3 protein-coding genes are annotated in these 16,290 nt (G+C 75.6%); all 3 read left to right on the forward strand.

The annotated features are described in order from the left end of the window. Positions 1 to 111: 111 nt before the first annotated feature. The 3 genes from ACFYW3_RS23440 to ACFYW3_RS23450 all read left to right on the forward strand — a co-directional run bounded on the left by ACFYW3_RS23440 (position 112) and on the right by ACFYW3_RS23450 (position 16,230). Positions 112 to 3,264 carry a hypothetical protein gene (locus ACFYW3_RS23440; RefSeq protein ID WP_389387201.1) on the forward strand — a complete coding sequence of 1,051 codons (3,153 nt, stop codon included), beginning with the start codon at positions 112 to 114 and terminating at the stop codon, positions 3,262 to 3,264. A gap of 90 nt (positions 3,265 to 3,354) precedes the next feature. Continuing rightward, positions 3,355 to 5,169, forward strand: a complete 1,815-nt coding sequence (locus ACFYW3_RS23445; protein ID WP_389387202.1) for an RICIN domain-containing protein — start codon at positions 3,355 to 3,357, stop codon at positions 5,167 to 5,169. Positions 5,170 to 5,637: 468 nt separating this feature from the next. Then, a complete protein-coding gene (locus tag ACFYW3_RS23450; RefSeq protein ID WP_389387203.1) occupies positions 5,638 to 16,230 on the forward strand; it encodes a hypothetical protein in 10,593 nt (3,530 codons plus the stop codon). The last annotated feature ends 60 nt before the right edge of the window (positions 16,231 to 16,290 follow it).

The following is a 16,290-nucleotide window of genomic DNA, read 5'->3' on the forward strand; positions in this document are numbered from 1 at the left end:
GAACTGCCGGTCGAATGCCGTCCGGCCGGCCAGGATCGGAACGATGACGACAGCGATGACGAGGATCAGCCACGACGGCCGCTCGGCGGCGACGGACGGGGATCGCCGGTGATGCTCTGGAACCGACGCAGGGACGAGCCCACCTCGCAGGACCCCCTGTCCGAGGAGGTCGCCGTCGGGGGAGGGGGCTTCCTGGTCGAGGAGTACGACCGGGTCCTGCTGCTCCGCCGGCCGTCCGACGAGCTGCTCGGGCCGGAGGAGATCGCCGACCTGGTCCGGTGCGCCGAGTCCGACGACCCCGGCACCGTCACCGTGGTCGCCGGCGCCGACGAGGAGTCCGCCCCCGCGCTGTGGCCACGGCTCGGCGACCTGCTCGACTGGGTACGCGACGAAGGCGCCACCGCCGTGCGACTGGTCATGTCCGGCTCCGGCGACGGTCGACCGGGAGAGTACCCGGCGGTGGCCCAACGCATAGCTGACGCATGGGAGTTCGAAGTCGTCGCCCCGGACGGCACGGTGCTCTGCGTGCCCGGCGGCGGACTCTTCGTCCACGGACCGCCCGCCGGGGAAGCCGGCGGGGAACGCGGGTGGTGGAGCTTCCGCCCGGGCGTCGCCCCCGTGGCGCTGGGGCCGCGCCAGCCGGTGCCCGCCTGGCAACCCGCCCGCCTGCCCTCCCGCACCCGCGGCGGTCGCGTCGTCGAGGAGATCCCGGCCGGCGTCCTCATCCGCTCCGGTGACGGCCCGGCACCCCGGCCCGGCGACCTCTGCTACGCGGTACCGATGGACGGCCGAGGCCCGCTGCTGGTGCTCGGCGTCCCGGACGGCGAGGACATCGACACCGAGGACGTCTCCGACGTCGTCGCCTCCTTACCCGACACGGCGAGGGCCGCGCTGCGGGTGGCCCCCGGCGGTCGACGGGACGTGCTGCGCGCCGGACAGGCCGCCGCCGACCTCGTCGGCGCCGGCGTCGTCGTCTACAGCGGCCTTCCGCTGATCGTCGACTCGGGCAAGGGGTCGGACGAGAGCGTGCGGTCCATGGTGGTCGGCCGGGACGGAGCGCCGCGCTGGCAACCCTTCGTCGACTCGGTGCTCTGCGCCCCCGGCGCGTCGGAGCCGAGCCTGCTGCGCTGGAGCCCGCCACTGCCGGACCGGGAGCCGGCCGAGCACGGGGTGGTGCACCTCTCCGATCGCTGGCAGGTCTCCGTGAGCCGGGCGGGCCTGCTGGTCGGCGCCCGGGGCGACGGCCCGCAGCCCCTGGCCTCGCGTCCGGTGGACGCGGACGGTCCGGCGATCGAGGTGGGACGCCCGGGAGAGGAACTGGACACCTCGCTCTGGCCGGCCCTGTCCGAGCTGCTCGACGGGCTGGAGCCCGATCTGCGGACCAGAGCCCGCCTGCACGTGCACGGCAAGGCCCTGGACGGCGGCCGTGAACTGCGGCGCCTGGCAGCTCTGCACGGCGTCCGCAGCGTGCGCTTCGCGACCTTCGGCCGCCCTGCGGAGGGCGCACCCCGCCCCGGTGGGGCGCTGCGTGCCGAAACCGGCCCCGGATCGTCGCCCGCCGTCTCGGGGCCGGTCGTCCCCACCACGGCCGGACCGCCCGTCGCGGCGCCGCCCGGTACGACCGCCGGGACGGCCGTCTCCGCCCCCCGGGTGCGACGCCCGGCGCGGGAGACACGGGGAGCGGACGGCGAGTCCGCCCACCAGAGCCCGGTCCCGAGTTCGGCCGCGGCCCCGGTCCCAGTCCCGAGTTCGGCCCCGGTCCCGGTCCCAGTCCCGGGTTGGGCCCCGGTCCCGAGCTCGGCCCCGAGTCCGAGTTCGGTTACGGACCCGGGTTCGCGCCCGGCGCCGGTCCCGGCCCCCCGACCGGCGCCCCTCCCGGCCACCGGTTCGGGGCCGCTCCCGATCATCGGCGCGGGACGTGGGGCGGAAGGCGAGCCGGCCGGCCCCCCGACCGTCCCGCAGCCCGTCGCGACGGCCACCGTGACCACCACCGCGACCCTGCCGGATCCGGGTGCGGGCTCCTCCGGGAACGGATCCCGTGCCCCCGAGAGCGCTCCCGGCCCGGGCGCCGCCCCGGCGGCTGCGGCGAGCGGTGGCCCGGCCGTCGCGGGCGCCGCCCCGGCGGCACCGGCGGGCAGTGTGGCCGCCTCCGCCTCGGGCCGTGTCCGGTCCTCCGAGCCCCCGGCTCGCGCCGCACCCCGTACCGCCACCTCACCCGCGCCGCCCGTCGCACCTTCCGCCTCCTCGTACACGGCTCCCTCCGGCACCCGTCCCGCCCCGGACCCGGACCCGGTCCCCGCCGCGCCGCCCGTCGCCGGCCCGGAGAGCGCACCGTCCGGGACTCCGGCAGGCGCGCCGGGCCCGCAGCCGCCGCTTCCGGAGCTCGCCGTCGAGGCGGCGAGCCTGGCTTCCGCTCGCCCGTCGGAGCCGCCGCGAGGATTGCTGCCCCCCGTGCCCGTCCTGCCGGAGCACCACAGCACCGAGGCCGAACGGGCGGCGTTCCGGACGCTCGCCGACACGGCCTGGGAACGCCATGCGGCCGCCGTGGCCCGTACGTTGACCCGGCTGCCCGCGCTGCGGGGCGCGGAACAGGTGGCCGCCCGCGCCGACCTGGTGGCCCTGCTGCTCTACCTCGGCCCCCCGGACGGTCCCTTCGGCCATCGGGAGCTGGACCGGGCCTTGCGCGACGGGGGCGGGCGACTCCTGCCGTACGCGGCCTGCGTCGCGTCGGCGCTCCGGCGGCTGCCGTCCTTCCGGGGCGCGGCACTGCGGGGCGCGCCACCTGGAACGGGGCTCGGTACGGGACCCGGCGCGGGGGCCGGCGCCGACGTCGAACTTCCCCGGCCCGGAACCGTACTGCGCGAGCCGGCTGCCGTGAGCGCCCTGCCGTGCGGCGGGACGGGCCAGGACACCGGGCGGGCCCGGTTCGCGATCTGGTCGGTGACCGGCCGCCGCGTACGGCAGCTCTTCGGTGCCGCGGGCTCCTCCGCCGCGCACGATGAGATCGTCTTCGCCCCGGGCACCGCCTTTCGCGTGCTCGACGTGCGGACGGACGGCCCCGACCCGCTCGTGCTGCTGCGTCAACTGGCCACCCCGGCGGCCGCCCCGCCACCCGCCCGGTACGCGGAACCGGACGCCGAGGACCGTGCGGTGCTCGCACGTCTCGACGAGGCGTTGCGCGGACGCACCGCCGCCCGGGGCGGCTTCGTCTGGCCCGAGCGCTGCGCGGGACCGCTGGGGGGAGCCGGACCGCACACCGACTGACCATCCACGTGGCCGCGCTCCGTCGCGGTCTCCGCGAGACCAAGGCGCACCACGACGACCGACTGTTCGAACGAGGCATGAGGAGTGTCAATGCCCCACCAACAAGGCGGCTCGCAGATGTCGAGCCCTGCCGTGAGACTCGCGGCGGTCCTGCCCGCGGTACCGGGCGAACCCGGCTCCGCACTCGGACCACGCGGATCCGCCACGACGCGGGTACCGGCGACCCCACCGGGCGCTGTCGTCCAGGAGAGCCGGGCCACGGTGTCCGGGACCGCGAGCACCGGTGCGTCCGCGACCGCGACCGGGGCGGGGGCCGAGACGGCCGCCGAGGCACGGAGCGGGTCCCGGACCTCCGCACGCGCGGGCGGCGCGGTCGCGAGGGCCGCCGCCACCTGGCGCGGGAGCGAGACGCGGGCCGCGCCGGCCGCGGCGCCGTCCGCACCGTACGGCGGCGCGGTCGCGGCCGCGCGAGGTGACGAGCCGCCGAGCGGACGGCCCAACAAGCCGCTGCTGGCCGCGGCGGCGATAGCGGGAACCGTGCTCATCGGCGCGCCGTTCCTCCTCCTCGGTCTCGGCAACGACGACCACCGCAACCAGGCCTCGGTGCAGGAAGTGCCGGTCGGGGGAACGGTGTTGGAGAACCTCGTCCCCAACGGGGGGCAGGTCGGGAACGACTACGCCACGGCCGCGCCGACCCGCAAGCCCGCGTCGCAGCCCCGGACGGTGCCCGTGCCGGAGCGGCAGGCGGGGACCGCCGAGCGTCCGGCCGGCGCGAACGTGGGCTCCGACGTGGAGAAGCGGAACGACGGGCGTACCGGCACCAACGCGCCGCCGGTCACCGCGGAGGGCACGGGGACGGACGGCAAGACACCGGGCACGCAGGCGCAACCGGTACCCGGACCTCCGGAGAACGCCCAGACGGAGAGGAAGTCCCCGAAGCAGGACGAAGCCGCGGAGGACAAGACAGCGGGACAGGACAAGACAGCGGGACAGGACAAGACGGCAGGACAGGACAAGGCCGCGGGACAGGACAAGGCCGCGGAGCAGGACGGGACGGCGGGACAGGGCAAGTCCGTCGCCTCGAAGGAGTCGCCCGCCCTGGCCGTACCCCGGCACGGGGACGCCCCCGCGCAGGAGCGTCGCGCCGCCCCGGCGAACGCCGACGCGCCGACCCCCGGCGCGGTGAAGCAGGTGGCCGACGAGGCGCCGGAGAAGGACACCGCGCCCGCGGCGCCCGGAGCGATCAAGGCCCCGGCACCGGCGAAGCCCGCCCCGAAGGACCAGCCCGAGACCGACCCCGCCGCGAGGAAGGCGCCCGAACCGGCGAAGCCCGCCCCGAAGAAGGAGACCCCGGCCCAGCCCGCCGCGAAGAAGAAGGTCGCGGCCAAGCCCGCGACCCGTGCGGGCGGCGCCCTGCCGCAGAGCGCCAACTTCAGCACCGTACGGAGCGTGCCGCTCAAGAACGCCATGACGGGCATGTGCGCCGACGTCCCGAACTACGGCAAGGGCACGGTGGACGGTCCCGTCAACCAGTTCACCTGCAATACGACGACCGGGGACAACCAGCTCTGGGACCTCGTCGTGAGCCGTCCCGGCGCCGGCCCCGACGGCGCGGACCTCTTCACCATCCGCAACAGCAAGGACGGTCTCTGCCTGGACCTGCCGAACTTCGCCGGACAGTCGGCCGGTACCGGTGTGTCCGAGTTCCACTGCCGCCCCACCAGCGCCGACAACCAACTCTGGTACCTGGAGAAGCGGTCGGACGGGAAGTTCTGGATCCGCAACCAGTCCAGCGATGGACAGTGCCTGGACGTGTCGGGTCAACACGGCAGCGGCGGCAAGGACGCCCGGCTGACGATCTTCGACTGCAACAGGCGCGACGACCACGTGTGGTCCTTCTCCTGATCCGACTCCCGTCTCGCGCGGGCGGTTGACGCGACGTATCCGTGCCCCGGGCGGCCTCCGCCCGGGGCACGGCCGTACCCGGCACCCGGCACCCGGTGCCCCTTGCGCACCGCGCCCGGGAAGCCCCGCTCGGTCGGTCGGAATCGCTGCGGGGTGAGTGGACTTAAGCCCGGGGAACGGGCTCCGGAACACTTGCCCCACTCCTCTCACTGAACACGTCGAAGCCTCTCCTTCCCGACATTTCTCACTGGGTACTCCGTCTTCCCGCGTCCTAGCATCGGGCGATCCCCGGCCCTCTGGCGCCGCACACCGCTGCCCACCCGACGGAGCCCGACCGTGCGTCAAGACAACGTCACACCCTTCCCCTCCGACAGGGGTGGAGAACGTCGAGCGGGGCCGCAGGACGACACGCCCCCCGGTCGCCGTCGAGCGCACACGCCGGACGGAACACGCCGGGCGGAGCGTTAGATGCAGGAAATCGACTTCCCGGAGGACGTTCGGCGGATGCTCTGGGTGCTGATCGGCGAAATGCCGGTCCAGGCCCGCGAGAACCTCGCCTACGACAGCCGTGAGTTGTACCTGCGGCTCGGACGGGGCATCAGGGAGCTGCGTGACGAGATCCGGTCCTCCATCGCGGAAGCGTCCACCGCCCTGCCCCGGGAGGTGGCGGACCGCTATGTCCGGGGCCTGTCGTTGCTCACCGACGACGGGGGAGTGAACCACCTCGACGCGATGACCGACCAACTCGACGACATCGCCCGGGGCCAGGTCGACCACTCCATGAACATCCAGCAGGCGAAGTGGGAGATCATCGCCGAGATCATCGCCCTTCTCGTCGAACTCGCCGTGCTGGCCGCGCTGGCCGTGATCACCGGTGGCACGTCCGTCTCCCAGATGATGCTGGCGAGGGCGCGGAGCCGGCTGGCCGTCCTGCTCATCGTGGACCGGCTGCTGCGCATGACCCACCTCGCCCCCAGCCTCACCGGAGCCCTCGAAGAGGCCCTGCAGACCCTCGCCGTGCGCCTCGCCCAGATCGCCCTGAACCCGAACGACCGCCGACCGGACGGCATCGACTGGAAGGACGTCGGCAAGTCCGCCGCCTTCGGCGCGGTCGTCGGCCTGCTCGGCGGTGCGCTCGGCGGAGCCGCCGACCACTTCCGGAACTGGTTCAAGCACTCCTTCGACGACTTCGACCGCTTCGCCAAGGATTATCCGCGCTTCACGACCCTGCTCGACGGGGTGAACGACGTGGCGGAGGCGTTCGTCGTCGGAGCGGTCAGCGAGGCCGCCGGCGAGACGCTGATCCAGGGCGCCTTCGAGGGAACCTGGGAGTTCTCGTGGGACACCTTCGTCGGATCCGGCACCAGTTCGGCGTTCGAGACGATCGCCGGGGGCGCCGTCGGCGGCGGCGCCCTCTGGCTACGCCGCGCGTACCTCTCGGACCTCGGCTCCGGTGATCCCTCGTCCGTCAACCGGCCCCCCGGGCGCGGTGGTCCGGAGGGGACGGGCGGACCGCGCCCCTCGGGCGGCGCCGTTCCGCCCGTCCCCGCTGCTTTCCCGGTCCCGGTGCCGGTCGCCGTGCCGGTGCCCTCCGCGGCACCGATCGCGGCCGGCACCGATCCCGAGGTCGCCGGTCCGCCCGTGCCCGCCCCGTCGCCATGGCCGCACACCCCTGCGACGCCCGCCACGCTCGGTCCACCGCCCCGCGTCCTCACGTCGAGCGCCCCGGTGGCGTACGGCGGCCCCGGCCGTGAAAGCCCCGCCGACCCCGGCCCCCACCCGGCCCGTCCAGGTCCCACGAGCCGTACGGCCGGAGTCACGACCCCCACCCCGGGGGCCCCGGTTCCTGCCGGGCCTCGGGACCCCTGGGCCCCCGGCCCGGGTTCCTCGACGGTCGGCCCCCCGCTTCCGGTTTCCCCGCCCGCGCTCAGGGAAGCGGCGACAGGCCCGCAACGGCCTGCGGGCACGGGAACCCACGCCGACGGCCCCGGCGATGAAACCCCGGAGCTCCCCGCGCCCCGCACCGTCGACTCCACTCGCCCTGGGGTCGGTTCCCTTCCCGGTGCCGGTGCCGGCGCGGGCGCGGAGGAGGAAGGAGTGTCGGCTTCGGGGGGAACGGGGGCGGACCCGGGGTCCGGCGCACCGCGTCCCACGTCGTCCGGTCACGCCCCCGACAGCGGCACGGATCCCCGCGCCACTCCCGACGCGTCGAACGCCGGCCGGGACGCGGGCGCCCCCCGGACCCGCGGGGACGCGGGCGCGCCCGAACCCGAAGCGGAGGGCGGGCAGGGTCGGGCGGCGGCGCGCGAACAGCAGACGGAGGCCGACGGGGAAGAGAAGACGGCGGACGACGCGCCGGACAGCACGGCGGACGACGCGCCGGACGACACTCGGGCCCCCGGCACCGTCATCCGTCCCGCGCCCGCCGCCACCCCTCTGACCGGGAACGCGATCTGGGAGGCCGCGCGGGCCGCCGTACCCCCGGTCACGCGCGCACACACCTGGGTCGACCCCGTGTCCACGCCCGCAGATCCCGAGCGACCCGGGGAGAGCACCCGGTACGTGGTGCGGTCCAAGTTCGAGGTCCGTCAGGTCGCCCTCGACGGCGACCTGGTCACGGACCTGACCGTCCGCGTCGCCACCGGTCCCGGGGGCCTGCCGGCGGCCGTCTGGGACAAGGTGCGGGGCGGGGTCGAGGCGTACTTCAACGAGCCGGCGCACCGACTGCCGGACGGTGGTCGCCTCCATGTCACCGTCGAGCAGACGGCCGAGGACCCGCACCCCAACGGACTCACGGTCACCCTGGTCGGTCACGACCAACCGATGACCCGTACGGACTGGTGGGCGGACGCGGACCCCGTCGACTACGCCCACGAGATCGCCCACCAACTCGGGCTGCGCGACGAGGCCCGGGGTGACGACGCCACCGGGCGTCCGGACATCCCCGGCAGTCTGCTCGGCGACTACACCCGGCCCGCTCCGGCCGGGCTCCCGCAGGGAGGGCTGCGCGGCCGCCACCTGAGTCTCCTGGCCGCCCACATCGGTGATCTCACCGACGACCACCCGCCCGGCGAACCCGCTCCCGAGAGGGCCGCGCGGCCCATCCGTACCATGGGCGGCCCCCGGGGCGCGGAGCCGCGCGCACCCCGGCCCGCGGAGCCGCCACCGACCACGACCGGACAGACACCCGTCACCGGGACCGCTCCCGTCCCACCCGCTCCCCCCACAGCGATCCCGTCCGTACCGGCGCCGCCTGCCCCCTCCACCACGGCGACCCCCTCCATCACGCCGACCGTCTCCATCACGCCGATCGTCTCCACCCCCGCCACCGGTACCGGCAACCGCCTGGACGGGACCCGCCCGCCCCGGCTGGACCGGGGCGCCCCGGCGCCGGCCGCCAGGGGCGGGCGCACCCTGTTCCCGGACGGGACGGGCATCCCCGCGTACGTCGACGACCTGGCCTCCCTGCTCACGGACGCCCCCGCCGACCTGATGGAGGAACTCCTCTCCCAACCGGCGACGTTCGGCCAGAGCAGCGTCGTCCTGCGCGGTGCCGAGCTGATCGCCGCCGAAGCCGAGACCCTGCTGCGGCGCGACGCGTCCCTGCGGCCCACGGCACCCGAAGCCGGCTCACCCGCCGGCGCCGGCCCCCTGGCGGATCTCCGCGCGGCCCTGCGCCGACGCCCCCGCGCCCTGATCGGCGGGCTTGCCCTCCCGTACACCAACGCCGCCGGCCAGGCCCGGATCCTGCACGTCACCGCCCGCCACCACGGGAACTGGGAACGGTTCGCCGACACCTACGGCAGCCCGACCAAGATCGACACGATGGACCGGGCCACCGTCCAGGCCGGCCGGAACAGCAGTGTGCGGTCCTCGACACAACTGGGCCTGGGCGGACCGTTCCTCGGGCCGTCCTCCGCCGCCGCGTTCGGTGGCTTCGGCCGGCTCACCCTGCGCGGCGGGTTCGGCACCAAAGTGGGCCACGGCCACACCGACCAGGCCTCCGCGCAGGCGGAGACGCGTACCCTCGACGGCTCCCACGTCTACCTGGACGACCTCCACCTCACCCTCCGGGTCACCGACGCCGACGGCCGCCTGATCACCGAACCGACGCCGCCGGGGACCGCCGGCCCGGCACGCGCGGCGCAGGTCGGCTTCACCGTCCGCGACGGACTGGCCCTGCGCCTGCCGGACAGCGCCGTGAAGCCGTCCAAGCCGGGCCGGACACCCCGCACGATCGCCATGGACCACCAGACGCAGTACCGGCTGGTGCGCACCGAGGGCTTCGGCCCCGTCAGCCGCATCCGGGACTGGGCCGCCGCCCGGATCGGCGCCGCGCCCGGCAGCTCCGCCCATCAGGAACTGGACGCCTTCTTCTCCGGCGACTCCTTCCAGCGGCACGCCCGGATGCTGGCCGCCGGACGACTGACCACCGCACCCCTGTTCGCGGACGACCGGCGCCGCACCCCCCTCGGCGTCTTCGTGGTCGAGCGCGTGGTGCCCGTCCGCGCCACCCTCGTCACGGAGACCCCGGACGCCGAACTGCGCGACATCGCCACCTCCACCGTCCGCAACGACCGCTCCCTGACCAAGGGCGTCAACCTCGGCATCGACGGTGTGCTCGGCCCCGCCTTCAACTTCCTCGACCTGGGCGGCGACGTCCTCAACCTGCGCCTCCAGTTCGGCCCGGCCTTCCGCCACCTCTTCTCCGTGTCCCGCACCACCGCACTCGGCGGCTTCGGCGGACTCAAGACCTCCGGCCAGGTCAAGGGCGCCCCCACCGCCCTGTACCTGGTCCGCAAGACGGTGTACGTGCGCCACGCCGGCAGCGGCGCCCCGGCCGAGCGCTTCCACACCTGGAGCCTGGACCGGATGACCCGCACGGAGGCCCGCAGACTCGCCGGCTGGGACGACGGAACGACCCTGGCACTCCGACACGGCCTGCCCGAACCCTTCGCCCCGGCCTACCTCACCCCCGACCACCCGCCCACCCTCGGCATGCACCGCGTCGAGGAGTTCGCCCACGCCGACGGCCGCCGCACCCACGAGGTCGACGGCCGCCCCCGCACCCTCCTGGACGCGTTCGCCGACACGGTCCTGACCGTCCTCGCCCAGACCCACCCCGGAATGGTCGCCCCCCTCGACGGACTCGCCCCGCCCGTCCGCCGAAGCCTCCTCGCCAGGGCCCGGGCCGCCGGCGGGAGCGCCGGGCCGCTCGGACCGCCCCGCCCCGCCTCCCCGTGGAACGACGCCGACGCCTACCAGAGCGCCCTGTCGAACACACTGACCGTCCTGACCGCCCTCTCTCATCTGAGCCTGGCCGCGGGCCTGGAAGCCCTGACCACCACCGGCATCCGCATCCGGCTCACCGAACCCGGCACTTTCGGCCAAGGCCACCGCCACGTCTGGGTGCACGGCGAACTGACCAACCGCCGGTACGAGGGCCGCCAGGACGACCTGAAGCTGCGGCACAGCGCCCCCGGCGGCCAACGGCTGGACGGCCAGGAGAGCCGCACGCGCACGACGGGCGGCGGAGCCGACCTCCAACTCGCCTTCCGCGACCCGGACCCGGGAGCCGGCGAGAGCATCGGCGCCCCCGACAACGCCGGAGTGCTCTCCCTCGGCTGGCGGAGCACGGTCCGGCACGACTCCGAATCCGGGCACGGCTCCTCCGCCACCAACGAGCCGATGTCGGTGAGCACCAAGCCCTCCCACCTCTACCGCTACGACCTCGCGCTCAGCGTGAGCCACGGCGGATACTGGCGCTTCCGCGGAATGCTGCGCGGCGTCGCCACCCTCGGGCTCCTCGGCACCCAGCCGTTCGTCTTCCAGCGCCCCCGAACCCGACTGATCGGCACCGGACCGCACGGCATCCCCGTCCGCGGGGGCCCGATCACCGGGCAGGTCCTGATCAGCATCCCCGATCGGCACGCCCCCGCGGTCGACCCGCACCGCCCCGGCGCCCCCAACCCGTACCGCGCCCTCGCCGGCCCACCGGCGAGCACGCCCATGCCCCGCCGCCGGGCCCACGCCCTCGCCACCGGGAACCTCACGGAGACCGGCGACCCCGACGCCGGAGGCCGGGCGGACCGGCGCGGCGACCGCCTCTTCCGGGACCTCCAGCACCACCCCTTCCTCACCGTCACCGTCCTCGTGCCACCCACACTGGTCGACGCCGTCGCCGACGTCATGCGCACCGCCTCCGGCGGATCCTGGCAGTTCGCCCACGAGGGCGCCCCGGCCCGGGAAGCCGTCATGCGGGCCTTCCAACCGCAGTACGCCACCGCCAACTTCGACCAGAGCTCCGGACCGCTCGGCTTCGCCCTGGCCGGCCTGATGGGCAAACCGCCGTACGGCACCCTGTGGGGCACCTTCCGGCACTACACGGCGGTCCGCGGGATCCACGCGCTGACCGGCCCGGTCGAGATGGACACCGAGATGGTCCTCGGCAGCTCGACCCAGGCGACCGGAAAGACCGGGCGGAGCGTCACGCACTCCTTCGGCGGACAGCTCACCTACGCCAAACCGCACGCCAACGCCCGCGGCCCCCTCGGCGCCTACGGGTTCGTCGTCAACCCCTGGTCCGAGAGCACGCAACTCAGCCGGACCCTCACCCGCAGCGTCGTCGCCGACCTCAACCTCAAGAGCTTCGGCCACCAGGTCCTGATCACCGGCACGGTCGAGCACGGGACCGCGATGGTGTCCAGCATGCTCGGAACCACCGCCGCCCGGCTTCCCCTCGTCCCCTCGTCCTTCGCCGGCGCCGCCGGGTCGGTCACCACCGTTCCCGGCGGCTGGCTCGCGCACGTGCCGGAGAAGAGCGCCCACCTGCTGGGGATCCTCGACGACGGCATGGGAGACGTACCCCGCTACACCGCCAAGAGCTGGTCCCCGCAACCCTGGACGCGCGGCAACTCCTTCGGCACGTACCCCGTCAACACCCTCGACCCGACCGACGTCCTCGCCGCCTTCCAGGCGAAGGTGCGCGAACTGGGCCTCGACGACGACGCCCGGGAGGACGTCCGCCGGCACGTGACCTCCCGCGTCCTGCGCGCCCTGCACCGCGAGATGACCGGAACGGGCACGAGCGCGCCGGCCCGGACCGGCGGTTGGGGCTGGGGCGGCGCCCGGATCGGCGGCCGCCGGGCCCGGGTACGAGTGGAACTCCTGCCCGGCACGCCCGTCCTGCGGATGCTCGACCACGGCACCGAGATGGAGGAGAACCGGCGGGCCGTCGAAACCCGCCAGGAGGGAGCCGAGTTCACCTCCGGCCGGGACATCGGCGTACTCGTCGGCGAAAGCGTGTACACCGGCGACCCCACCGCGGTCGCCTCCGGACCCACCTACACCGAGACCGGCACCTCGCGCCGCTCGGTGTCGACCGCCCTTTCCGCCTCCACCGGCACCACCTACCGGGCGGCGTCCACCGAACCGCACGCCGAGACCACCACCCCCTACCGGCTGCGCCTCACCCTGGAGTTCGACGACGCCCCGCAACCCCCCGGGACAGCGGGCCCGAACGCCGGGTCCGCAGCCGCCCGTACCGCGCTGCGCCGGTTCGCCGGCAGGCAGCGGATCTCCACCACCGGAGCCATCGGCGACCTGCGCGAACACGTACCGCTCAGCCTGATGGCCCCGGACCCCGACCCCGCCGACCCCGCACCCGACCCCCGGCTCGACCCACCCGACCTCACCGTCGCCACGCGGCCCCGGTCCGGCCCGCGCCCGGAACTCCTCGGCCCCGACACCCTCCACGGAGACGGCACCGCACGGCCGTTCACCTTTCCCGAGAACGGCTTCCACGTCCGCCGGATCGTCGGTCTGGAACACGTCCGGGAGGCCGGCCTGCGCGCCATCGGCGAGGCCTACGGGCTCGACCTCGGCGACCTCGACGACGCCGACGTCACACGGGAGCGGCGCGGTGAACTCCTGTCCCGGGCCGCCGGAACCGCCCTCACCCGGCCCGGCGGCGGCGCCGCGCAGACCCTGGAGGACGGCACCACCGACACGGCGCTTTCCACCTTCTACGACCAGGCCCTCACCCCGGCCGGATACGAGGTCCCCGGCCTCACCCACCGCAACCCGGCCGGCACCGACTCCGCCCGGCTCTCCCTGCACGCGAAACCGGACTTCTCCCGGGCGATCCTGCTGTCCGTCGCCGACGGCAAGAAACTCGAGGTCCTGCGTGAGAGCGCCGAGGGCGTCGGCACCTCCGTGAGCCACGAGAACGCCCAGGACTCCGCGTTCGGCGGGGGCGTCGCGATCCGCACCGAGGACACCGGCCTCAACCCCCTCGCCGCGAACACCACCGGCCCGAACGGCGCGGACGGCGACGGCGCCCCGGTCGGCGAGGACCGGCTCTCCTCGCTCAACGTCAAACCCAAGACCGGCCGGGCCTTCCTGTTCGCCGTCCCCACGGACTGGTTGAGCGTCGCCGAGGTCCACCGCGGCATCAAGGACAGCGGCCTCGGCAGGTTCCTCGCCGGAACCTTCGGCCACCCGCCGCGCGGCCCCAAGGCCGTCTCCTCCCGGACCTACGCCCTGGCCTGGATCCGCGACGACGTCGCCCGGGAACTCGGCCTGATCGACGACACCGGCTTTCCCGCCCGGGTCTCCGCCGCCTGGGACGCCACCGGCAAGGCGGCCAAGGCCTGGACCGAGGCGGACCAGGCGTACTGGAAGAAGCGCCGCGCCTCGACCGGACTGCGCGAGCGGCGGGACGCGGCCCGGGCCGCCCTCGGCCCCGCCCGCACCGCCGCCGAGGGCACCGCCCGCCGCCTCGCCCCCCTCCTGGACGCCTCCGAGACCGCCGACACCGCCCTGGCCCGTGCCGAGGCCGACGCCGTACGGGACCGCGCCGCGGCGACCGCCCTGGACAGCGCCGCCGACGCCCTCGACGCCGCGTCCACCGCCCTGCGGCGGGCCGAGGCGGACGCCGAGCGGGCCGAGCGCACCGCCCGGGCCACCGAGGACGCCGCCCGGGAGGTCCTGGACTCCCTCCACGGCTGGGCCGCCCTGCCCGGCGGCGACACCGACACCGACCCGGACGCCGTGCACCAGGCCGAGGAGGGCCTCACCGCCGCCCGGCGCACCGCCACCGCGCTCCGAGAGGCCGCCGCCCGACGCGTCACCACCGCGCGCGCTCTGCACGCCGCCGCCGGCCCCGCACTCGCCGCCGCCGAACGGGCCGCACCGCCGGCGACCGCCCAGCCCGCGATCACCCCGGCCCCCGCCGGTGCCGGGCTCGCTCCGCCTGCCGCGGACCCCGGTTCCGGGCCCGAACGGGCCCGGCGGACCGCGACCGCACTGCGCACCGCCGCCGACCGAAGGACCACCGAAGCCCGCGCCCGACAGACGGCCGCCGCGCGGCGCCTCACCGGGCCCGCCCGCGCCGACGAAGCCGCCCGCGCCGCCCTCGCCCGGGCGACCGCCCGAACCGACGCGGCCGACCGGGCCTTCGACACCCGCCGGGCCGAACTCGACGCCCTCGCCCGGACGGCGGAGACCGCCGCCGCCGAGTTCCACCGGGTACGCGCCGCCACCGACCGGCTCACCCGCTGGCACCGGCTCCACGCCACCGCCGAAGGCCGCCGGCGCCTCGACGGCCTCCCCGAACCGGCCCCGGTGACGTACGCGGCTCCGCCGAAGCCCCCGCCGCCGGCCACCGCCGTACGGCCCCCGACACCCCGCTACACCCCGTCCACCGACGGCGCACGGCTGACCTCGCCCGACCACCTCGCGTACACCGTGCACGAGGTGCCCCGGGACGGCGACGCCTTCTTCCACGCGCTCGCCGAAGGCCTGGCCAGGACCGCGCCCGCCCTCCGGGCCCGGCACGGCATCGACCCGGCCGACCCGGGGACCCCCCGAGCCCTGCGCCGGCTCCTCGCCGCCCGCCTGACCGACCCCGCCGACGCCGACCTCCTGGCCGCCATGGCCCCGGACGACACCGACGTCTTCACCGCCGCCGAGATCGACGCCACCGGCCCGGCCCCGGACCTCACCGCCGGCACGCCCGGCCGCCGCGAGTTCGACCAACTCGGCGTCGTCCCGCACGCCGTCCGCCTGGACGCCACCGCCCGCGCCGCCCTCGGGACCGCCCAGTTGAACAGACGCGGCGACGCCGACGACGACACCGGGTGGGACCACGCCGCCGCCGACCTCCTCCCGCTCCTCGCCGCCCGTACCTTCGGCATCGACGTGACCGTGGTCCTCGGCGACGGAACCTTCCAGACCTTCACCCCGGGCGACCGACCGGGCTCGGGCCGCCTCCAGGGCCTCGTCGAGCCCCCGGAGACCGACCGCCCCCACGTGGTCCTCGTCCTGGACGACCGCCACTACCGCCTCGCCGTCCCGGATCCCGTGCGCCCGCCGCCTCCGGTACCGGAGGCCGCCCCGCCGACCGCCGCGCCCACCGTTCGTTCGTCCGCCGTTCGTTCGTCCGCCGTCGAGGGAACCGGTAGCGACCGGCCGTTCAAGGACACCCCGCGCCCCGCTCCCACCGCGCCGACGCCGCAGGAGCGGGAGCCCCGCCGGGCGCCGGTGCCGCTGCCGGTGCCGCGCGAGGTCACGGCAGCAGCCGAAACGGGTACCGGCGCCGCTCCCACCCCGGCGGACACCGGAACGCCCCCCGGGCGGAACGGACCGGACGATCAGGGGACGTCCTTCGAGGAGGCACTGCTGGCGGCACTCGGCGACGAGAGCGGCAGACGCCTGTTGAACCGCGGCCAACCCGTGCCCGTGGCGGACCTCGCCCGCACGGACGTGAGTCTGACCGCCGGTCAGGCCGCCCACGCGGTGCTGCTCGGCGGTTCGCTGACCGTCGACGAACTGGGTCTCACGCCCCTCCAACACCTCCGCTGGCTGCTCGGGCGCCGTGCCGACGCCGCGGGCCGGCCCGGGGGCGAGGCCTCCGCCGACGTGGCCGCCGCCGCGCGGATCCTCGGCATCGCCATCGAGGTCACCGCCCCGGGGGGACGGACCCACCGGTACGGATCGGCCTCGGGTGACCTCGTGAGACTGCTCTTCGACGGCTCGTGGTCCACCACCACCGTCCCGTGACCGGGCACACGGCCACGCGCCGGTCGGGCGCAAGAGCCCGGCATCCCCATGGCGTCGCAT

It is taken from the genome of Streptomyces sp. NPDC002602, assembly GCF_042889445.1.
Lineage (GTDB): Bacteria > Actinomycetota > Actinomycetes > Streptomycetales > Streptomycetaceae > Streptomyces.